Genomic DNA, 20373 nt, shown 5'->3' on the forward strand with positions numbered 1-20373 from the left:
TTCCCCTAAGGGATTGAAGCTATTTTTGCATGAAGTCATATTTGATGGGTGAGAAATTATCGAAGATTTGTAATGCAGCCTTGATAGTATGGGAGGCTTCTTCCTGGTAAATGACTATTTGGTCAACAGCTACATGGCATAAAAGGGTTAAAACAGCCCTCGGTAAGTAATTCTTTCTCATAATTAAGCAGATTTTGTTTGTTTTCTAAATAAACTTCTTTCAAAAATGACAGGCAAGGCCGACTCTGCGGCATTGGTATGGCAAGTAAAAAAACCGGGAGTCTGATGATTCGCGGTCAACAGCAATCTACGCTGGTCGTTTATTTTTCGTATGGCAAGATGAGCTTAGACAGATTTTCTAAAGCCCGAAATTAAATAGCGGTGAAATGGCGGCGCTTTAAATAACTGTTATCAATCCAATAAGTTATTCTTAACAGGCGCCCTTAAAATGAACGTTGATGTCCCGCTGATCAGTTAATAACTAAATTAAGTGTTTTGTTTATATTTCAGAACCCCTGTAAAACTTGTTTTTTAACAGCGGTTAGAGCTATGCTTCTGTTCCATTGTAATTTGAAAAATTTTTGCGGTATAAAGCCTAAACGCTTACTTTTGCCGTCCGATACAAAATCGGGATCAAGGTGCGGTAGCTCAGTCGGTAGAGCAAAGGACTGAAAATCCTTGTGTCGGCGGTTCGATCCCGCCCCACACCACAAAAACCCCAACAACTGTTGGGGTTTTTGATTTAGAAAATTGACTATCCCTGATTGTCAATGGCTCGGAATAGGAGCATGAACCCCTTCGCTAATTTCCTCTATCATTTTAGTATTAAACACTTCGAGGTCTTCCGGACTCCTGCTGGTAACCAATCCGTTATCTACGATGACCTCTCTGTCGTGCCAGGTGGCGCCTGCGTTTTCCAGGTCGGTTTTGATCGAGGCATAGGAGGTCAGGTCTCTTCCCTCCAACTGACCGGTTTCAATTAAAAGTTGCGGTCCATGGCAAATTGCCGCCAAAGGTTTACCTGCTTCCAAAAACTGTTGCGCAAAGGCCACACTTTCTTTATCTCTTCTGAGTTTATCAGGATTTATAACTCCACCCGGCAAAACCAGCGCATCATAGTCTGCAAACTTTGCTTTAGAGATGTGAACATCCACCAGCAATTCAATACTCCAGTGGTCACGATCCCAGCCCCTGACTTTATCTTGTTGAGGCGAAACAATATGTACTTTGGCTCCGGCGTCTTCCAATGCTTTTTTAGGGCTTGTTAATTCAACTTCTTCAAACCCGTTTTCAGTAAGAATGGCCACCATTTTTCCACTAAGCTTTCCCATAAAAAAATATTAAGGTGCCTAAATTTTGTTGACTCTTTCAAAGTCACAAAAACCAGACCTCAATAAATCATTTTCCATAAAAAGAAATATTGCTGATCATAAACCAGTAATGTAACATCGAGTTAGAACCAGGGCTTGTGATTATCTTTTTATGACCTGTAAATAGATCATAAAGTTTTATGACGCTGCATATGCTACAGCGATCTCTGCTCCTACTTTTGCATTGTGTTTTATCAATGCAATATTGGCTTCAAGGCTTTCACCTTCGGTGTGCTCAGCAATATATTTTAGTAAAAACGGTGTTACGTCTTTGCCGCTGATCTTTTCTTCCTTTACAACCTGCAAAGCTTGTTGAATGTAAACCTCCATTTCGTCTGCTGCAATTTCCTGGTCAGCGGGCACGGGGTTGGCAATTAGTATAGCACCTTCCAATCCCAGCTTCCATTTTGTATCCATCATTGCTGCTATTTCTTTTGTTGTATCCAATCGCAGGGGAGAAATAAAGCCGCTTTTACGGGAATAAAAGCTTGGAAATTCATCCTGCCCATAGGTAACTACGGGTATTCCCTTTGTCTCCAGGTATTCCAATGTTAATCCAATATCAAGAATTGATTTTACACCGGCAGATACAATAGCGACAGAAGTCTGCGCCATCTCTGTGAGGTCGGCTGATATATCCATGGTTGAAGATGCTTCCCTGTGCACACCGCCAATACCACCCGTTACAAAAACCTTTATGCCGGCCATCGCTGCAATTCGCATGGTGGCTGCCACCGTTGTTGCGCCATACAATTTTTTGCTGATCACATACGGGATATCCCGGAGGCTGACCTTCCATACATTTTTTGCACGGCCAAAATATTCAAGCTGATCATTCGTCAAGCCAACATGGCATTGCCCATCGAAGATGGCAATCGTTGCAGGAATGGCGCCCTGATCTCTCACTTTACTTTCTACATCTATCGCGGTCGTTACATTTTGCGGATAAGGCATGCCATGAGAAATGATAGTTGATTCCAATGCTACAACCGCATTACCACAGTTTAAGGCGTCCTGTATTTCAGGCTGTATTTTTAAAAATGTATTCATTTAACCGGGTAATGTTTTGATAGAAGAGATAAAAGTCGTTGCTGATTGAGATGAGTGGCAACGGCTCCGTTTATCTGCAAAATTTCAGCCGCTAAAGTATGAGCCAGTTTTAAACAATCCATATCTTCTTTCCCCAGCATCTTTCCTAAAATATACCCGGACAAAGATCCATCACCGGCGCCTGTGCTGTCCACTACGTCAACAATTGAAGCATGTAACTGGATACAATTTTCTTTAGAATAAAATGCTGAGCCATTTTTTCCATTGTGGAGCCAGATATGCTGAACACCCTTGCTTAGTAATTCTTGTATTTGTTTCTCCGTGGTACAGGCATCCTCTGAACAAAGGGCGGGCAACTCATCTTCATTGGGTGTAATAAGGTAAAGGCCGTTGATATCGATATACTTTAGTTTTTTTGCAGGTGGAACTGAAACGGGTTCTATTACCAAAGGAATTCCTGTTTGATTACTGAATGCAATCAGCCAGCTTATTGTTTCCAAAGTAATATTAGTGTCGGCCAATAACCAGGACGCAGTGCTTAATAAATCTTTATGCTGTGCCAGGTGTTGCGGTGTTATTAAATGTTCGGCCGGGTTGGATAAAAAAGCCGCGAACAAAGAACCATCGGGTGTTAGAATGCCGGTATATTTTCCGGAAAGTCCATTTGCCGTTATCGAAGCATCTAATTTTATTCCGGCATTAGTACAGACACCCTTTAACCAATCGCCATCACTATCGTTTCCAAAAACACTGATCAGTTGAACAGGTACATCCAGCAAGGCCAATTGGTGAGCAATGTTACGACTGACGCCACCGGCTGTTTTCGTCACTGTCGCTTTATTAGTAGTAGCGGGTATTAATTCTTCTGTCAGGTGAAATAGTTCATCTACAAACGAAGCGCCTATGCAGATAACCGGCCTTGACATGCTGTAAAATATTGAATGGGATTAGTCTTCCTTTCTTCTAACAATTAAATACCAATCATTCTCCAGCGGGAGGTAACCATAATCATAGCAATAATAATAGGTCTTGCCCGATTTGGTAGTATATAAATGAGTGACGTATTTAAATAAAAACCCTTTTTGCAAAAGTTTTTCCTTGGTGGTTTTGGCCATTTCTTCGCCCGCAGGCAGGAACTCCTCCATTATGCGGCGATTCTTACCTAATGCATTATTAATATTCCGTACCTGGTTATTGGTAATTGATTTTAGCTGGTTATTATAATTGTTCCGGCAATAGTCATCGCAAAATTTTTTATCCGAACGCCCTTTCAGCGGCTTATCGCAGGCCAGGCAGTTTTTGGGTTCTGCTTTTTCTTGTTGCATAGTGTGGGCAAGGGTTTGAGGGTTTAAGGTAAGTAAATATTTTATAAGTTCAACCGTTTACAAACGGCTACATCCGCAAGTAAAGGGTTAAAAACCGGCTACCGTTTTTTCACGACCCCATCTTTGTTTTGTCAATCCGATGCAGGGTTGATTGAGATAACAAATTTTAAAACCGTTCCGACACGTCGGGACACAAAACTTAAAGTTATGTACGCATTAAAAAACAAAGTACAATTGATCGGAAACCTGGGCAATGCTCCCGAAGTAAAAACAATGGAAAGTGGTAAGAAGCTGGCTACTTTTAATGTAGCTACCAGTGAAAGCTATCGCAATGCGAAAGGTGAGAAAGTAACAGAAACACAATGGCACCGCATCGTTGCCTGGGGTAAGGTTGCAGAGATTGCTGAAAAATACCTGGACAAGGGAAAAGAAGTGGCGCTGGAAGGAAAGCTGGTAAACCGGAGCTATAATGATAAGGATGGCAATAAAAGATATATCACCGAAATACAAGTGAGCGAATTGTTGATGCTGGGTGCAAAGTCCGCTGAAGTATAAAAACTGATAGGCCAGTACCTTGCCTGATTATTAACTTTGGCAACTAATAGGAATAAGGAGCTAATTTAATTTTACAAAGCTGGCACAATGCAGCGCTCCGGCGGTCAAAAACAAAGCAGGCGTGATTAACATCGTTCCAGACACTAATAATACAATGTTCAATATTGCGGTTGAGCTCGTGAATAAGAGTTCCCGCAATATTTTTCTTACCGGCAAGGCCGGTACCGGGAAAACTACTTTTTTAAAACATATTCGAAACAACTCACCCAAGCAAATGGCAATCGTAGCGCCGACAGGAGTGGCTGCGATCAATGCAGGCGGTGTAACCATTCATTCCTTTTTTCAATTACCTATATCTCCTTTTATACCTGCGTCAACGGGGTATGGTCATAACGATGCCATTGCTGACCGGCATAGCTTGTTAAGCCGTCTTCGTCTTACCAGTGAAAAAAGAAAAGTGTTGCAGGAGCTGGAACTATTGGTAATTGATGAGATCAGTATGGTTCGCTGCGACACCCTCGATGCGATTGATGCAGTATTGCGGCATGTGAGGCAGCGAAACCTGGAGCGATTCGGTGGCGTACAGGTTTTGTTTATTGGCGACATGTACCAATTGCCGCCGGTTGTGCCTGCACAGGAGTGGCAAATTCTATCGCAGTATTACGAGAGCCCTTATTTTTTTGATAGCAAGGTGGTAGAAGAAGAGCCGCCGGTTTATATAGAGTTCAATAAGATTTATCGCCAAAATGACCAGGAGTTTATTAAACTTCTCAACCAGATTCGTAACAATGAACTGGATAGCGACAGTGTGCAGATGTTAGACAGCCGGCTGATGCCGGAATTTCGTCGCAGCAAGAATGATGGTTATATCATTCTTACTACACACAATCATAAGGCTGATCTTATTAATAAAGAGGAATTGGGAAAAATAGCAGAAAAACCAATTGCTTACCGGGCGGAAATCAGTGGAGAGTTTCCTGAAAAAACATACCCGGCAGATGAAGAGTTGGTGTTGAAACCCGGTGCACAGGTTATGTTTATTAAGAATGATGCAGCTGATAAGGGTAAGCGATACTTTAACGGCAAAATCGGAACGATAAAAAAACTGGAAGGGGACAAAATAACAGTTCAATGCAAGGGCGAGGAGCATGAGATTGAAGTAAGCCGTGAAACCTGGAACAATATCAGGTACTCTCTCGATAATTCAACGAGAAAGCTCGAAGAAGAAGTATTAGGGTCCTTTGTGCAATATCCCTTGCGATTGGCCTGGGCGATTACTATTCACAAAAGCCAGGGGCTGACATTTGAAAAGGCCATTATCGACGCTGAAGCAGCGTTTGCGGCAGGCCAGGTTTATGTGGCATTGAGCCGTTGTACCAATTTGCCGGGATTGATTTTGCAGACAAAGATCCGGGCTTCGAGCCTGCATAGTGATAGCAGGATCGTTGCGTTTTCAAGGAGCCGGTCCAATTTGCCGGGATTAGAAAGTGAATTGGAAACAGCAAAACGAAATTATGAGTTATCTGTTTTGGTGTCCATTTTTGAATTTACACTCGCCAGTGAAAATTGCCGGGAATTACTCGATTATGTTACGGGGCATCATGGCTCGTTCAGTGATGATGCAAGGGATTGGATAATGTCGCTGAAAGGAAGAATGGATGAGATTAATGATGTGGCCAGGAAATTCCAGTCGCAGTTAAAGGGCTTGTTTCAGCAAGATCAGGTGGATCAAAACAGAATAGTTGAAAGAGTAAAGGCTGCGGTATCATTCTTCACGGAAAAATTAAGCGATGCGATTAGCTATTTGCAAAGCTCTGCAATTAGCACAGACAGTCGTCAACATGCAAAAGAATATAATGATAGCCTGAAGGAGATTTTTGCACTTCTTTCGTTAAAACAGTATTTGCTTCGCGGCTTTGAAAATGGGTTTTCAATTGACCTTTACCAGCATCTTAAAAAAACGTATTCTGTTCCTGCATTTTCAATCAATGCCTATGCAACGGCGAACGCAGACAGATCTGACCTGCCTCATCCTTCTCTCTATATGCAGTTAAAGATCCTTCGGGATTCTATTTGTTCTAAAGCCAACCTGCCTATTTATATTGTTGCTGGTAGCAACACCCTTGCAGAGATGAGCCGGTACTTGCCCCAATCCCTAATCGAGTTGAGAAAAATCAGCGGCTTTGGGGAGGCAAAGATTGAAAAGTATGGTCAAGCCTTCCTGGATATTATTCTCAGGTATAGCAAAACAAAGGGGCTGGAATCATTGATTCATGAGAAGACTCCGAAGCGGGAAAGAAAAGATCCGGGTGCTGTCAAAAAACCCAAGGTTGACACAAAAGCAGAGTCTTTTAAACTATTTAAGGAGGGTCGGGCAGTTAAAGAGATTGCGGCATTGAGGAATCTTACTGTGCAAACAATCGAAAGTCACCTGGCTCATTATGTTCAACAAGGAACTATTCATATCGAAGAGCTGGTAAGCAGGGAAAAGTTGGTGATCATTGAGCCGGCTTTGCAAGCAATGAAGGATGCTCCTTTAAACATCATCAAGGAGAAGCTTGGTAATTCCATTGGCTTTGGTGAAATCAAGTTAGCAATGGCATGGAAAGAGTTTCAACAAAGCAATGAGAGTGGTCCTGGCAAAGACGAAAGTCTTTGAGCAGTCAACTATGTTATTGGTATTAGCATAGCGAGCATTTTCGTATAATAATGTCATTGACGTAATCTGTAAACGTATCAACGTTATTCAACTATTCTTATTAATTATTCACATTTATGAATAGAAGATTTGTTACATAAAAGTTTATCAATATCTTTTCATATCAATTGAAATATGATAACCCATTCAAGTTCCGACTATCGCATTATCAGCGATCATACATTCGCCGTTGTCAGGCAAAATATCAGTAACAATCAAAAAGGTTTTTTTGCGCAACGGGCCTATCAGCCGGGCGACGTTGTTATTGAATTTTCTTCAAGGGAAATAGTTGCTGAGCCGAATTACCTGACCGTACAGGTGGGTATTGATAAGCACATTTTATTGCACCCTGAGCATTTGCAATACATCAATCACAGTTGCGATCCCAATGTTTTTTTTGATACCCATGCTATGCATATTGTCGCTTTGAAGCCAATAACAGAGGGTGATGAAATGACTTTTTTCTATCCTTCTACCGAATGGGATATGGCGCAACCGTTCACTTGCTTTTGCGGAAGTGTAAGATGCCTTGGAGAAATAAAAGGTGCTGCACACATACACCCGGACATACTGAAAAACTATACATTGACCCGATTCATAGAACAACAACTGCATGATCGTTCAAACAGGGAAAAACGAGCTTAAGCGAAAGGTTTCGAAACAGAAGCCGGCGGCAATTGATCCGATACAGAAACTAAAGATCTGGATACTTTTTCCCTACCTGGAAACCGACGATCCCAACCTTCAATATTATTACGACTTTTCTCAAAGCTTGGAAGAATACCGGCGGGTTTTTGATGAAATAGGTGCGGACTGGACATGGCAACCGGTCACTATGCTAAACTTCCAGGAAATCATTGCCACGATTAAAAAGAAGTCAGGCAGAAAAATACCGCTGGTCTTAAACCTTTGCGATGGTGATGAAGTAAACGGTACGCCGGGGGTGTCGGTTATTCATGAGTTGGAAAGGAATAAACTCATTTATACCGGTTCTGATGCTGATTTTTACAATATCACTACCTCCAAGATTCCCATGAAAAAGGCTTTTGACAAAGCCGGTGTGTCTACGGCAAAATGGGAAATCATTGATGGAACTGAAGAGTCGATTAAAGGTATTTGTAAGAGATTAGGAGCACCACTCATTATTAAGCCTGCAGTATCCGGTGGAAGCATGGGTGTATCAGTAAAGAATGTGGTTTACACTGACGATGAACTGAGCGATCGCATTAATGAAATAAAAAAGGGCTACCGTGGATGGAATTTATTAGCCGATGGTTTGTTTGTAGAACAATTTATTACAGGTCCCGAATACACTTCTTTTATAGTGGGATCTTCAACCCGTCCAAAATCTTGTTTTGTTTTTCCGCCTGTTGAGCGGGTCTTTCATGAGTCACTGCCTGATGAAGAAAAGTTTCTTTCATTTGATAGACTTTGGGAAATCTATGAGGATGAAAAGCCCATGCCCGCCGATGAGAATTTTTATGATTATCACCAGCCAGATCAATCATTAGTAAAAGCTATCGAACAGTTAAGCCTGGAGGCCTACCTGTCCGTAGGTGGGATGGGATATGGACGACTGGATATTCGAATGGATAAGAATACCGGCAAGTTATATATGCTTGAAGTGAATGCTCAGTGCGGATTAAGTGAAGACGAGGATTATACATCTATTGGCGCTATTCTCCGCTACTCTAACAACTCGTTTGCGGAGCTTGTGAGGAGAATCATCCATGATGCTTTCGCCAGAAGAAATTTAAAGCTTTAAATAAATACCATGAAGGTTTGTGTGCTACAACCCGATTATTCCACCACAGGCGTAGATTACAAATACTATGATCCGCCGAGGAATTTGTCAGCCTTGTTGCCGAACGATGAAGTGGATCATGTTTTTCTCAATAAGCTGACAACCTATCGCCAGCTGAAAGAGTTGAAGAAGAAGAACTATGATGTGTTTGTAAACCTGTGTGAAGGATACCTGGAATGGGAAGTCCCATCCATTGATGTGATTCATTCTTTTGAATTGCTCGATCTGCCTCATACAGGCCCTACCGCCAAACTATATGATCCTACCAAGGAGCTAATGAAATATGTAGCGCATTGCGAAGGGGTAAAGACCCCCGGGTATTTTATTATTGAGCAGCCTGAGGATATCGACAAAGTGGAGAAATATTTGTCTTATCCTATGTTTATTAAGCCGGCAAAAGCAGGCGATAGTTTGGGCATTGACGAGAATTCGGTTTTGTATAATAAGCAGGACTTACTGAAAAAGGTGGTGGAAATATTTAATGAATATGGACCATTGCTGGTTGAAGAATATATTGACGGCCGGGAGTTCACGGTGTTGGTAGCTGCAAATAGAGATGGAAAAAGCTGCCGGGTTTTTAAACCGGTGGAATATGTATTTCCGGAAGGCAAATATTTTAAGACCTATTCATTAAAGACATCAGAGCTGCACCCTGATTGTAATTTTCCCTGTACTGATCCGGTGCTGGATAAAAAGCTAAGAGCGGCGACAGAAAAAATTTTCAAAGGCTTTAATGGTGTGGGATATGCCAGGCTTGACTTTAGGGTTAATGATAATAATGAAATTTATTTTCTCGAGATCAACTTTACCTGTTCTGTTTTTTATACGGATGGCTATGAGGGTTCGGCTGATTTCATTTTAAGGTTTGACGAAGCTGGTCAAAAAGGATTTCTTGAGCATATCATTGAAGAGGGAATTGCCAGGCACCGGAGAAAGAAAAAGCCATATGCGATGAAAGGAAACTCCATTGCAGGATTTGGAATTTATGCTAGCCGTAATATCCGGAAGGGAGATATTATTTTTACCGGAGAGGAGAAAGCACAACGTATAGTGACCCGCAGGTTTGTTGAAAGAAATTGGGATAAGGAGCAGCAACTTCATTTTCGCAGATATGCATATGCTTTAAGTGAGGAGGTGTTTGTGTTGTGGGATGAAGATCCTTCTGAATGGGCGCCGCAAAATCATAGCTGTGATGCGAACACAGGGCTCGATGGATTAAATGTCATTGCTCTTAGGAATATTTCACGAAATGAAGAGCTGACATTGGATTATTCTCAATTTTTGAATGAGACGATGGAGCCCTTCGAATGTAAATGCGGATCTGTTAACTGTAAGGGTGAAATTAAGGGGGTGTTGAATAATTCGGTAACGAGCAGAGAGCAACAGTTTTTAATTACAAAGGAGAGATGACCATCCAAAAAATCTAAAGTCAAACAGACCCGTATAAAAGCGGGTCTGTTTTTGTTTAAGCTTATTCTTCTGTTGTAACCTGGAACGTAATGGCTTGCTTGCGATAAGCTTTTACCTGGCGACCGTTTTGCATGGCAGGTTTCCATTTTGCTGCTTTTTTCAAAACACGAATGGCTTCTTGCTCCAGGCCATAACCTAAATTAGTAAGGGCTTTGATGTCACTAACGTTACCGTCAATGTCCACTACAAATTGAATTAAGACGGTATAATTGCCTGAAGGTGCATCATTGTCGATAGGAGTTTGTGGATTTAAATTTCGCAAAAGAAATTTTTCCCAATTGCCGTCGAAAACTGCATCAATTTCCACCCTGGTGAAGATTTCAGGTTCCCTTGGCTCTTTAACCTCGATAATGTCTTTTCCCTGATCCAGCACGGGGGCGTCAACGGTACCATCATAATCTGTACCCTCAACCTTGATGACGTCAATTTTAGCGTTGATCATATCTTCTTGTGTTGGTGGAGGGGTGATGACTTCTTCGTCTCTCGTAATTTCAATAGGCGTTAATTGTTCTGTGCGTACCTGCGGCGGTTCTGTTTGTCTCGGTGGTTCTGGTAAGGGTTCAGGTTTTACTTCTTCAGGTTTCAAATTTGCGATTGTGACCTCATCATGAATAATGAATTTCTCATCGTTTTTTCTTTCTTTGTTTGCCAATACAACCCCGGCGAAAATTAGTGAAGTGAAAACGCCGGTAAAGATCAACGACTTTGTAATTCTTGCGTGATAAGTTTTGCGGAGGTCATAGGCTCCATAGTCTTTGTTTCTGTTGTCAAAAACAAGATCGAGCAGATCGGCAGATAGAATTTTGTTGGTATCCATGGTTTAAGTTTTTTGTTAACCATGAGATATTTCAACAACAGCAATTCCACAATATTTGTAAGAAATAAAGTTGTGTGGAATTATTTGTTTAGTGCATCACTCGTTAACGAATGAAACAAAAAAAGATGAAGTAACTGAGATGTTATCTTCCCATATACACCATCAATATTTGTACATCACTTGGATTGATACCGGATATCCGGCTCGCCTGTCCCAGTGTTCGTGGTTGGATACGACTTAATTTTTCTCTTGCTTCATTACCGAGGGAAAGAATTTTTTTATAATCAAACGTAGATGGTATTTCAAGATCTTCTAATTGACTCATTCTTGTTACCAGTTCTTTTTCTTTCTCTATGTAAACATCATACTTCACTTGTATGGAAGCCTGTTCAATATTTTCTGTGGAGTAAGTTGAAAGCTTTGTTTGCAGGGTTGGTAATGCCTGAGCCAGTTGTGTTAATTCAATTCCGGGTCGCAACAAGATTTTTTCTGCTTTTTGTTTTTCGGTAATGAATGAAGAATTGAGTGACTCAAAAAAAGGGTTCACTTCTTCAGGTTCGATACTTGTTTCCTTTAGAACATTTTTAATCTCTTCAACATCTTTTCTTTTTTTAATCACTTTATCCATTCTTTCCTGCGACGCTAAACCAAGGCGATAGCTAAGCTCTGTTAAACGGAGATCAGCATTGTCCTGGCGGAGCAATGTTCTGAACTCAGCTCTTGACGTAAACATTCTATAAGGCTCTTCGGTTCCTTTGCTGATTAAATCGTCAATCAGTACGCCAATATAAGCTTCGCTTCTTTTCAGAATAACCGGCTCTAATTCTCTTGTAGCCTGGTGTGCATTGATACCGGCCATTAAGCCTTGGCAGGCGGCCTCCTCATAACCTGTTGTTCCGTTTATCTGGCCAGCAAAGAAAAGATTTCGTATATGTTTTGTTTCTAATGTGTGTTTAAGTTGGGTCGGAGGGAAATAATCATATTCAATGGCATAGCCGGGTCGGAAAACTCTCACCTGTTCAAAACCGGGAACAATACGAAGTGCTTCGTATTGAACTTCTTCAGGCAATGATGTTGAAAAGCCATTGACATAAATTTCGACAGTGTTCCATCCTTCCGGCTCAATAAAAAGCTGATGCCTTTCTCTTTCAGCGAACCGGTTGATCTTATCTTCTATACTGGGACAATACCGGGGTCCTACTCCATCTATTCTGCCGGCAAACATTGGGCTGCGATCGAAACCGGTTTTCAGAATATCGTGCACGGTTTGATTAGTGTAAGTCACCCAGCAGCTTCGTTGTTTTTTGGGTTTCGGTGTGTCGGTATAAGAAAAGCCAATAATCTCCTCATCGCCTGGCTGCTCCTCCATTTTGGAATAATCAAGGCTTCGGCCATCCACTCTTGGTGGTGTACCTGTTTTCAACCGGTCGCTTTCAAAGCCCAAAGAGACCAACTGCTCGGTGATGCCGGTCGCGGCTTTTTCCGCAGCCCTACCTCCACCGAAGTTTTTTTCGCCAATATGAATAATGCCGTTTAAGAATGTTCCATTGGTCAAAACAACTGCCTTTGCTTTTATCTCGTGTCCCAAACCAGTTATGACACCACAGGCCTTACCATCTTTTATTACCAGGCCTTTGACCATGTCCTGGTAGAAGTCAACATTGGGCGTTTTTTCCAGCATTTCCCGCCAGGTAGATGCAAATAGCATTCTATCACTCTGTGCCCGGGGGCTCCACATAGCTGGTCCCTTCGAACGGTTTAGCATTCTGAACTGGATCATAGAGATATCCGTAACAATACCGGAATACCCGCCCAAAGCATCTATCTCCCGCACTATTTGTCCTTTGGCAATACCTCCCATGGCAGGATTACAGCTCATTTGGGCTATAGTCTGCATGTTCATCGTTACCAAAAGAACCTTTGAGCCAAGGTTAGCAGCGGAAGCCGCCGCTTCACAGCCTGCATGGCCTGCTCCTACCACTATAATATCATATTCAGGAAACATAGGGCGCAAAGTTACTGTAAAACGAAGAGGGGAATAGTGGAAATGTTCCATGTGAAACGTTTTGACAGGCATAGGGAGATCAGGCAAGTTTTTGTTTCCAATGGCCTGATAAATTGCTTGGCTCCTGAACGTTCCACATGGAACATTTGGCTTTATTCAAAGAAAAGAGATAAATATTCGTTTTCTTTTCTTCTCATTGTAGCTGATTGTTGCCTTGTTTTGTCTTTATAACCACAAAGATGAAGGGCTCCGTGAAATATCACTCTGTGAAGCTCTATGTAAACGGGTTCGTGATGGGATTGAGCGTTATCCCTAATCCTGTCAATGCTTATATACACTTCCCCCTCAACAGGCATCTCCTTGGCGGACAGCTCAAATGTGATAATATCTGTGTAATAATCATGTTGCAAATACTGCCGGTTGATCTCCAGCAGTTGCTTGTCTGTGCAGAAAATATAATTGAGACTTTGCAGGCTTTTCTTCTCTTTGTTAAAAAGAGTCTCCAAAAACTTCTTTAACCTCGTTCGGTGTCTAAGGAGGCTCACCGGGGTTTGAAAAAAGAAATAAATCTTTGATTCTGTTGAGGATCGCATAATTTCAAAATTCGTAAACAAAGAAGAGAATACAATGTTAGTTTTGTCGTAATTGGATTAACATGAGTAAGAAATTGTCAGAGTTGAAGTTGGGCCAAAAGGCAATCATAAAGAGTTTTGGAAGCCAGGATATTTACTTAAAGCTCATGGAAATGGGTTGCTTGCCTGGCGAGGAGATCTCAGTAGATCAGGTGGCACCATTGGGTGATCCGGTCTCTGTCTCTATCTCCGGTTACAAGCTCAGTCTCAGGCTCGACGAGGCTGAACACATCATTGTTGAGTCAATACGTTGATAATCATCGTTTTAAATGAAAGTTGGTCTCTATTTTGGTTCCTTTAATCCTGTACACCAGGGCCATCTTATCATTGCAAATTATATTTTGAACGAAACCCCTTTAAATAAGGTCTGGTTTGTCGTTTCTCCTCAAAATCCATTTAAGCCAAGTTCGTCACTCTTAAATGAATATGACCGGCTTCACCTTTTGCGGCTGGCAACAGAAGATGATCTCCGCATTAAGGTATCCGATATTGAATTTAATCTTCCAAAACCTTCTTATACCAGCGTCACACTGGCGCACCTCAGTGAAAAGCATCCTGATTATCAATTTTCTTTGATTATGGGAGGCGATAGTTTTCAAAATCTTCATAAGTGGAAAAACTATGAATATATTATAAAAAATTTCCCTATTTATGTTTACAAGAGAGAAGGCTTCGAAATCCATAATACTATTCATGCTAACCTGACTATCATAGATGCACCGCTTTTGCAGATTTCGGCCACACATATCAGGCAATTGGTCAAACAAGGCAAGTCTGTTCGATATATGGTACCTGAAAAAGTGTACGAAGAAATTTTGAAGAGTAACTATTATAAAACTTAGCCAAACCTGTTTGCTAGAAAAAATAGCCTAGCAAAAGGCAGGCAGCAACAATAACCGGAGCTGGAATTTTTGTGTAGCACAATAATAAAAATGTACTCAGTATGACGAGTATGTTCAATGCACTGATTGTTTTTACTTCGATCAATGAAATATCTTTCATGATATAAAAGGTGGAGCCTATCATGATGCCGACAACTGCAGCATTGATACCTTCCAATGAGCGATAAACCGCTGCATATTTTTTTAAGTTATTCCATATCGGGAAAAAAAACAGAACGAGCAATGCGCTGGGTAAGAAGATTGCAACGGTCCCGATAATACAGCCAATAACCTGGGCTTTGGTACCCATATCTTTTAAGGCCATACCACCTGTGAAAGATGCAATAGAAAAAACAGGACCTGGCACTGCCCGAACAATTCCCATTCCTGTATACATATCTTCCTTATCAATCCGTACTACGTCAGGATTTTTTTCACGAATCGCATCCGGTCTTACACTAAACTGCTCATACATGATGGGCATTAAAACCTGGCCACCTCCGAATACTAGGCTGCCCATCCGGTAAGTGTTTTCAAAAAGATTTATTGGTTTTCTATTTGGCCAATTATCTTTTCTTGCTGTTTCGCTGATAATACCAGCTGCAATGAATAAAATTCCAAAAAGCCAAAAGTTCCACCATTTTATTTTGCTCGGCTTTTGTTCTACTTGTGGAATTCTTTTTTTACTGAGGTTGGTTGCCACACCACCTAATATGATCATCAATGGAAAAATAGCCGGAAGCTTGAATAAAAAATAAGTAGCGATGCTGCTGACGATCATGATAAACCAGGTAATGGTGTTTCGTATAGCATGCGGGAAAGTGCTGACACAGGCAAATACCAGAAAGCCGGCAGCCATCGGAGCAATGAATTTAAAAATATCTGTATCCAATGCCTTCTTATCAATATAGTGTAATAAAAAAGAAAGGCCACCCATCAAAATGCAAGCCGGAAGGATCCAAATAATCAATGTAAGAACCGCAAGACCAACCCCACCCCTTTTATAACCAATCAATGTAAGGGTTTGCGTAGAAGAAGCGCCGGGCAAAAGCTGGCAAAAGGCATTATATTCCATCAGCTCTTTTTCAGTGAGATAAGGCGTTTGCCTGACGAAAGTTTTTATCATCATGGCAATATGTGCCTGTGGCCCGCCGAAAGCAGTAACACTGTGCAATAACACAGCCTTTAAAAATGGTAAGTGGCGAAGCGGCGGCATCAGAGCTTTCTCGTAAACATTCTGGAATAATGTGATTGTTTGTAAAGGTTCGTTCCTTGCATTTGAAGGTAGTTGTTTAAAAACATTTTATGGTAAATTCATAAAAATTTTTATAATGAAGTTATGTACAGCTCTCTCTCTTCTTCTCCTGGTTTCTATTTCAGTACAGGCACAACTTAAACAAAAAATTTCGCAGGCGATTACCAAAATAGAACCGCAATGTATCGAGTGGCGCAGGCATTTCCATCAATATCCTGAATTAGGTAACAGGGAGTTTAAGACTGCAAAGATGGTGGCTGACCATTTAAAAAAATTGGGTCTTGAAGTAAAAGACGGTGTTGGCAAAACAGGTGTAGTCGGTTTGTTGCGCGGTGGTAAACCGGGGCCTTGTATAGCATTGAGAGCTGACATGGATGCACTTCCCATTGAAGAAAGAGTAAACATTTCCTATGCTTCCAAAGAAAAAACAATTTACAATAACCAGGAAGTAGGAGTAATGCATGCCTGTGGTCATGATGCACACGTGGCTATATTGATGAGCGTAGCCGAAGTACTTGCAGGAATAAAGTCAGAAATAAAGGGATCTGTCAAATTTATTTTCCAACCGGCAGAAGAAGGTGCTCCGGAAGGTGAGGAAGGTGGTGCATCGCTGCTGGTGAAGGAAGGCGTGATGGACAATCCAAAAGTTGACGCCATTTTTGGCCTGCATATCCAATCAAGAATTGAATCAGGCACCATTCAATACAGACCGGGAGCCTTTATGGCCGCAGCGGATTTTTTTAGTATCAGGGTAAAAGGCAAGGCCAGCCACGGATCACAGCCATGGCTGGGTATAGATCCAATCGCCGCGTCAGCGCAAATAATCCAGGGATTACAAAATATTGTAAGTCGTGAATCTGAGTTGACAAAAGCTCCGGTGGTGATCACCGTTGGAAAAATTCAAAGCGGTGTTCGTAATAATATCATACCGGAAGAATGCATTATGCTTGGCACCATCCGCACACTGGATAGTGTGATGCAAAAAGATGTGCATGCAAAATTTAGAAACACAATCACAAAAATAGCAGAGGCGTCGGGAGCCGAAGCCGAAGTGGTTATTGATACAAAAACACTGGTTACTTATAATGATCCGATCCTTGTAAAGAAAATGCTTCCCTCCCTGCAGAATGCTATTGGTGTAAACAATGTATCGGAGCGTGAGTGGGTAACCGGCGCAGAAGATTTCTCCTACTATGGAACAAAAGCTCCGGCATTTTTCTTTTATCTCGGTGGAATGCCTAAGGGCATGGATAAGGAAAAAGCAGCGCCACATCATACACCGGATTTTTATGTAGAGGATAATGCTATGAAGACCGGTGTTACGGCTTTTTGCCAGTTGGTGACAGATTATTTGGGCATGAAGTAACAATTGAACTAGTCTCACCTTTTGATTATCCTTTAAAGCAACAGAACATAATGACGATGATAAAACTGGCCCTACTACTTTGCTGCAATGTTTTTATAACGATAGTTTCCGCTCAAAAGACAGATAAAAAATTACAATCACAATTAACTGAAGCGATTCATGTATTTCAAGGTGACGTAGGTATTTATATCAAAGAATTAAACTCAGGAAAAGTTGTTGCCATCAATGCAGATACTGTTTTTCCAACGGCTAGTATAGTGAAAGTGCCAATATTGCTTGGCGTGATGGATAAGATGGAAAAAGGTGAGTTGCATTATGACTCTGCTCTTGTTTATAAAGATTCATTATTGTATGAAGGCGAAGATATTCTTGGCTCATTTAAGGACGGAGAAAAAATTGCATTGAAAAAACTAATCATGCTGATGCTGACAACCAGCGACAATACTGCGAGCCTTTGGCTGCAAAAATTGACAGGCACAGGTACGAGGATCAATGCCATTTTAGATAGTATGGGCTTTCAATACACAAGAGTAAACTCCAGAACGCCGGGGCGTGAAAATAACCGAAGCATGTATGGTTGGGGACAAACAACACCAAAAGAAATAGGAACATTATTCGAAATGATTTGTCGGAATAAAATCTTTTCGCCTGCTGCTTGTGACAGAATGATGCGATGCCTGGGAAGGAATTATTGGGATGAAAATGAAGCCATTTCCCAGATCCCTCCTTACATCGAAGTGTTTAGTAAAAATGGTTGTGTGAATGCGGTGCGGAGTGAGGTGCTATTGGTTAACGCTCCCAACAATCCATATATTTTTTGCATTTTTACAAAGAACAACAAAGACGGCAGTTGGAAACATGATAATGAAGCCTGGCAGTTGGCACGTAAAACATCAAAACTGGTATGGGATTATTTTGAACCGAAAGATAAATGGGAAAGTCCTAATCCCTGATTTGAGGAAACGATTATTTCAACAACTGATAGGCCATAAAGCTAATGATGTAGGCAAGCCCTGTCATATATAACAGCTGTATGATGGGCCATTTCCAACTACGGGTTTCTCTTTTTACAATTGCCAGGGTACTCATACATTGCATGGCAAAAACATAAAACAACATCAGGGAGACACCGGTCGCTAATGAATAAACCGGCTTACCATTGGGACGAATGGCTGCTCTCATCTTTTCCTTCAACGGCCCTTCATTATTTTCATTGCCCACGCTATAAAGAGTAGCCATCGTTCCAACAAAAACCTCTCTTGCGGCAAAGGATGTGATCAGCGCAATGCCAATCTTCCAGTCATAACCCAGCGGATGAATAACGGGTTCAATAGCCCTGCCCATCAAACCTACATAGGAGTTTTCTAACTTTTTATTGCCGTACTCATTTTCAAGAGATGTAGTATCGGCATTTGGACGTGACAATGCCTGTTTGTATTGCGCAGTAGCTTCATGCATTTTTTCTTTAGGACCAAATGAACTTAGCGCCCAAAGAATAAGACTGATGACCATAATGATTTTGCCGGCATCAATGACGAATATTTTTGCTTTGCTCCACATGGTGTGCCAGACATTTTTCCATCTTGGCGAACGATATACCGGCAACTCTAAAATGAAAAAGCTTCTTTCTTTTATTTTAATAAACCACTTGGCCACATAAGCAACAAGCAGCGCCATTACAAACCCGAGCAGGTACAGGCCAAGCATTACCAATCCCTGCAAACCAATAAAACCCAAAAGATATTTGTTGGGAATAACCAGGCCGATCAAAATGGTATAAACGGGCAATCTTGCTGAACAACTCATGAGTGGAGTGATCAATATGGTAAGCAGTCTTTCTTTCCTGTTCTCAATATTCCGCGTACTCATGACAGCCGGAATAGCGCAGGCAAAACCACTGATCATGGGCATCACACTTTTGCCATTGAGCCCAACTGTCCGCATCATTCGGTCAGTGAGAAAACTGATGCGGGCCATATAACCGGTATCTTCCAAAATGGTGATCAGACCAAAGAGAATAGCTATCTGCGGTACAAACATCACGATGCCACTGAGTCCGGCCACTATTCCGTTGATGAAAAGATCGGTCACATTATTTTCAGGGAGCACAGACGAAAGCCAGCCAGTGATGGAAGCAAATCCCTGGTCGATCCAATCCATAGGATAGCTGGCAAGAAAAAAAACACTTTGGAATAATAAAAACAAAACCGCCAGTAGTATCAGGTAGCCCCATCGGCGGTGAAGCAAAATGTCGTCGAGCTTCTCAGTAAATAAAGTCTTTTGCAAAGGATCCGGCTCTGAGACTGTCAATTGCATTATATGCTTGATGTGACTATATCGGTGCAGAATTTCTTCCGCCTGGGTTTTTGTTGGATTGAACTTGTTTTTCTGTTCGATGGATTCGATCACCTCCTGGGTTTTCGCATCCAGTGCAAATGATTCATGATTGATAAGATAATGAATGGCCGTATAATCGCTTAAGTGAGGAATTTGATGGCGGAGCTCTGCAATAGCCGTAGCGGCCAGGTCTTTATTATCAATAAAATCGTTAATCGGCGGTTTGTAAAGGTTGAGTGCGGTTTGCTCAATCGCTTTTTTTAATTGGGGAACCCCCTTGTGCTTCCTGGGATTGACAGCAATTACCGGCACTCCCAATTCCCTTTCCAGTTCAGTAATATCAATTTTTATCCCTTTTTTGTTAGCGATATCCATCATCGTCAACACGATGACCACCGGAATTTTCAGATCGATCAACTGGGTGCAAAAAAGAAGATTGCGTTTTAGATTACTGGCATCGGCTACAGCCACTACCACATCTGCCTTCAGTTCGTCCTGGTTGAGCAATACTTTGTAGCTCACCCATTCATCAAGTCGCCTGGGGTATAAGCTGTAGGAACCCGGCAAGTCAATGATTTCGGCTTCCCCGATTGACAGCTGCGTTGTCCCTGTTTTTTTATCAACGGTGACCCCCGGGAAATTGCCCACTTTTTGCTTCAACCCTGTGAGACAATTGAATAAAGAACTCTTTCCACTATTAGGGTTTCCGACAAGGGCAATATGTAATTTTCTTTTATCCAATTTAAAAGGGGTGCAAAAATAGAAAGCTACGGGTATAATCTTTTACGAAATCCGATTTTATGACAAT

Annotated in this window: 19 protein-coding genes and 1 tRNA gene; 10 read left to right on the plus strand and 10 right to left on the minus strand. The window is 41.6% G+C overall.

Annotated features, from left to right (window positions below; translation table 11 throughout):
• Positions 1-19: 19 nt before the first annotated feature.
• Positions 20-181 (minus strand): hypothetical protein, encoded by a 162-nt coding sequence (locus P2W73_RS21350; protein ID WP_276504138.1) that lies wholly within the window; start codon positions 179-181, stop codon positions 20-22.
• A 456-nt stretch (positions 182-637) separates the two neighbouring features.
• Here P2W73_RS21350 and P2W73_RS21355 point away from each other — a divergent pair.
• Positions 638-710, plus strand: a tRNA-Phe gene (locus P2W73_RS21355).
• Positions 711-767: 57 nt separating this feature from the next.
• Here the strand turns inward: P2W73_RS21355 and P2W73_RS21360 are convergent.
• From P2W73_RS21360 to P2W73_RS21375, 4 genes are all read right to left on the minus strand, one after another.
• Positions 768-1331 (minus strand): type 1 glutamine amidotransferase domain-containing protein, encoded by a 564-nt coding sequence (locus P2W73_RS21360; protein WP_276504139.1) that lies wholly within the window; start codon positions 1329-1331, stop codon positions 768-770.
• 177 nt (positions 1332-1508) lie between these two features.
• Entirely contained in the window at positions 1509-2420 is a 912-nt protein-coding gene (locus tag P2W73_RS21365; protein ID WP_276504140.1) for a pseudouridine-5'-phosphate glycosidase, read from the minus strand.
• Positions 2417-3346 (minus strand): PfkB family carbohydrate kinase, encoded by a 930-nt coding sequence (locus P2W73_RS21370; RefSeq protein WP_276504141.1) that lies wholly within the window; start codon positions 3344-3346, stop codon positions 2417-2419. Before P2W73_RS21370 ends, P2W73_RS21365 begins: the two co-directional genes overlap by 4 nt.
• A 21-nt stretch (positions 3347-3367) precedes the next feature.
• The gene (locus tag P2W73_RS21375; RefSeq protein WP_276504142.1) at positions 3368-3745 is read right to left on the minus strand and encodes a hypothetical protein; all 378 of its coding nucleotides are present in this window, start codon (positions 3743-3745) and stop codon (positions 3368-3370) included.
• A gap of 207 nt (positions 3746-3952) precedes the next feature.
• Between P2W73_RS21375 and P2W73_RS21380 the strand changes: the two genes are divergently transcribed.
• The 5 genes from P2W73_RS21380 to P2W73_RS21400 all read left to right on the plus strand — a co-directional run bounded on the left by P2W73_RS21380 (position 3953) and on the right by P2W73_RS21400 (position 10212).
• Positions 3953-4300 carry a single-stranded DNA-binding protein gene (locus P2W73_RS21380; protein ID WP_276504143.1) on the plus strand — a complete coding sequence of 116 codons (348 nt, stop codon included), beginning with the start codon at positions 3953-3955 and terminating at the stop codon, positions 4298-4300.
• 121 nt (positions 4301-4421) lie between these two features.
• Positions 4422-6959 carry a helix-turn-helix domain-containing protein gene (locus P2W73_RS21385; RefSeq protein ID WP_276504144.1) on the plus strand — a complete coding sequence of 846 codons (2538 nt, stop codon included), beginning with the start codon at positions 4422-4424 and terminating at the stop codon, positions 6957-6959.
• Between the two features lie 174 nt (positions 6960-7133).
• Positions 7134-7643, plus strand: coding sequence for an SET domain-containing protein-lysine N-methyltransferase (locus tag P2W73_RS21390; protein ID WP_276504145.1), 510 nt, complete (start codon positions 7134-7136; stop codon positions 7641-7643).
• Entirely contained in the window at positions 7612-8763 is a 1152-nt protein-coding gene (locus tag P2W73_RS21395) for an ATP-binding protein (protein WP_276504146.1), read from the plus strand. Before P2W73_RS21390 ends, P2W73_RS21395 begins: the two co-directional genes overlap by 32 nt.
• A gap of 9 nt (positions 8764-8772) precedes the next feature.
• Complete coding sequence (locus P2W73_RS21400) at positions 8773-10212, plus strand: SET domain-containing protein-lysine N-methyltransferase (protein ID WP_276504147.1); 1440 nt, start codon at positions 8773-8775, stop codon at positions 10210-10212.
• A 61-nt stretch (positions 10213-10273) separates the two neighbouring features.
• Here P2W73_RS21400 and P2W73_RS21405 read toward each other — a convergent pair whose 3' ends face one another.
• From P2W73_RS21405 to ybeY, 3 genes are all read right to left on the minus strand, one after another.
• A complete protein-coding gene (locus tag P2W73_RS21405) occupies positions 10274-11089 on the minus strand; it encodes an energy transducer TonB (protein WP_276504148.1) in 816 nt (271 codons plus the stop codon).
• 142 nt (positions 11090-11231) lie between these two features.
• Positions 11232-13094, minus strand: coding sequence for a tRNA uridine-5-carboxymethylaminomethyl(34) synthesis enzyme MnmG (mnmG, locus tag P2W73_RS21410; RefSeq protein ID WP_439145498.1), 1863 nt, complete (start codon positions 13092-13094; stop codon positions 11232-11234).
• 152 nt (positions 13095-13246) lie between these two features.
• The gene (gene ybeY, locus P2W73_RS21415; protein WP_276504150.1) at positions 13247-13687 is read right to left on the minus strand and encodes an rRNA maturation RNase YbeY; all 441 of its coding nucleotides are present in this window, start codon (positions 13685-13687) and stop codon (positions 13247-13249) included.
• A gap of 62 nt (positions 13688-13749) precedes the next feature.
• Here ybeY and P2W73_RS21420 point away from each other — a divergent pair, with 62 nt between their 5' ends.
• Positions 13750-13980: a FeoA family protein gene (locus P2W73_RS21420; RefSeq protein WP_276504151.1), complete on the plus strand. Its 231-nt coding sequence runs from the start codon at positions 13750-13752 to the stop codon at positions 13978-13980.
• A gap of 15 nt (positions 13981-13995) precedes the next feature.
• Positions 13996-14568, plus strand: coding sequence for a nicotinate (nicotinamide) nucleotide adenylyltransferase (nadD, locus tag P2W73_RS21425; protein ID WP_276504152.1), 573 nt, complete (start codon positions 13996-13998; stop codon positions 14566-14568).
• A gap of 13 nt (positions 14569-14581) precedes the next feature.
• Here nadD and P2W73_RS21430 read toward each other — a convergent pair whose 3' ends face one another.
• Positions 14582-15823, minus strand: a complete 1242-nt coding sequence (locus P2W73_RS21430; RefSeq protein WP_276504153.1) for a chromate transporter — start codon at positions 15821-15823, stop codon at positions 14582-14584.
• A 115-nt stretch (positions 15824-15938) separates the two neighbouring features.
• On the opposite strand from P2W73_RS21430, the gene P2W73_RS21435 reads away from it, so the two are divergent.
• Positions 15939-17228 carry an amidohydrolase gene (locus P2W73_RS21435; protein ID WP_276504154.1) on the plus strand — a complete coding sequence of 430 codons (1290 nt, stop codon included), beginning with the start codon at positions 15939-15941 and terminating at the stop codon, positions 17226-17228.
• A gap of 50 nt (positions 17229-17278) precedes the next feature.
• Positions 17279-18181 (plus strand): serine hydrolase, encoded by a 903-nt coding sequence (locus tag P2W73_RS21440; RefSeq protein WP_276504155.1) that lies wholly within the window; start codon positions 17279-17281, stop codon positions 18179-18181.
• 13 nt (positions 18182-18194) lie between these two features.
• Here the strand turns inward: P2W73_RS21440 and feoB are convergent, their stop codons facing one another.
• A complete protein-coding gene (feoB, locus tag P2W73_RS21445; protein ID WP_276504156.1) occupies positions 18195-20306 on the minus strand; it encodes a ferrous iron transport protein B in 2112 nt (703 codons plus the stop codon).
• Positions 20307-20373: the final 67 nt, after the last annotated feature.

This window comes from Terrimonas pollutisoli (genome assembly GCF_029360765.1).
GTDB lineage: Bacteria > Bacteroidota > Bacteroidia > Chitinophagales > Chitinophagaceae > Terrimonas_B > Terrimonas_B pollutisoli.

Bases quoted from the DNA above. Each gene is read 5' to 3' on its own strand.
- P2W73_RS21440 (WP_276504155.1), top strand. From the start codon at position 17,279: ATGACGATGATAAAACTGGCCCTACTACTTTGCTGCAATGTTTTTATA.
- nadD (WP_276504152.1), top strand. From the start codon at position 13,996: ATGAAAGTTGGTCTCTATTTTGGTTCCTTTAATCCTGTACACCAGGGC.
- mnmG (WP_439145498.1), bottom strand. From the start codon at position 13,094: ATGTTTCCTGAATATGATATTATAGTGGTAGGAGCAGGCCATGCAGGC.
- P2W73_RS21360 (WP_276504139.1), bottom strand. From the start codon at position 1,331: ATGGGAAAGCTTAGTGGAAAAATGGTGGCCATTCTTACTGAAAACGGG.
- P2W73_RS21420 (WP_276504151.1), top strand. From the start codon at position 13,750: ATGAGTAAGAAATTGTCAGAGTTGAAGTTGGGCCAAAAGGCAATCATA.
- P2W73_RS21370 (WP_276504141.1), bottom strand. From the start codon at position 3,346: ATGTCAAGGCCGGTTATCTGCATAGGCGCTTCGTTTGTAGATGAACTA.
- P2W73_RS21375 (WP_276504142.1), bottom strand. From the start codon at position 3,745: ATGCAACAAGAAAAAGCAGAACCCAAAAACTGCCTGGCCTGCGATAAG.
- P2W73_RS21435 (WP_276504154.1), top strand. From the start codon at position 15,939: ATGAAGTTATGTACAGCTCTCTCTCTTCTTCTCCTGGTTTCTATTTCA.
- P2W73_RS21365 (WP_276504140.1), bottom strand. From the start codon at position 2,420: ATGAATACATTTTTAAAAATACAGCCTGAAATACAGGACGCCTTAAAC.
- P2W73_RS21405 (WP_276504148.1), bottom strand. From the start codon at position 11,089: ATGGATACCAACAAAATTCTATCTGCCGATCTGCTCGATCTTGTTTTT.
- P2W73_RS21395 (WP_276504146.1), top strand. From the start codon at position 7,612: ATGATCGTTCAAACAGGGAAAAACGAGCTTAAGCGAAAGGTTTCGAAA.
- P2W73_RS21380 (WP_276504143.1), top strand. From the start codon at position 3,953: ATGTACGCATTAAAAAACAAAGTACAATTGATCGGAAACCTGGGCAAT.
- P2W73_RS21400 (WP_276504147.1), top strand. From the start codon at position 8,773: ATGAAGGTTTGTGTGCTACAACCCGATTATTCCACCACAGGCGTAGAT.
- P2W73_RS21430 (WP_276504153.1), bottom strand. From the start codon at position 15,823: ATGCCGCCGCTTCGCCACTTACCATTTTTAAAGGCTGTGTTATTGCAC.
- P2W73_RS21390 (WP_276504145.1), top strand. From the start codon at position 7,134: ATGATAACCCATTCAAGTTCCGACTATCGCATTATCAGCGATCATACA.
- ybeY (WP_276504150.1), bottom strand. From the start codon at position 13,687: ATGCGATCCTCAACAGAATCAAAGATTTATTTCTTTTTTCAAACCCCG.
- P2W73_RS21350 (WP_276504138.1), bottom strand. From the start codon at position 181: ATGAGAAAGAATTACTTACCGAGGGCTGTTTTAACCCTTTTATGCCAT.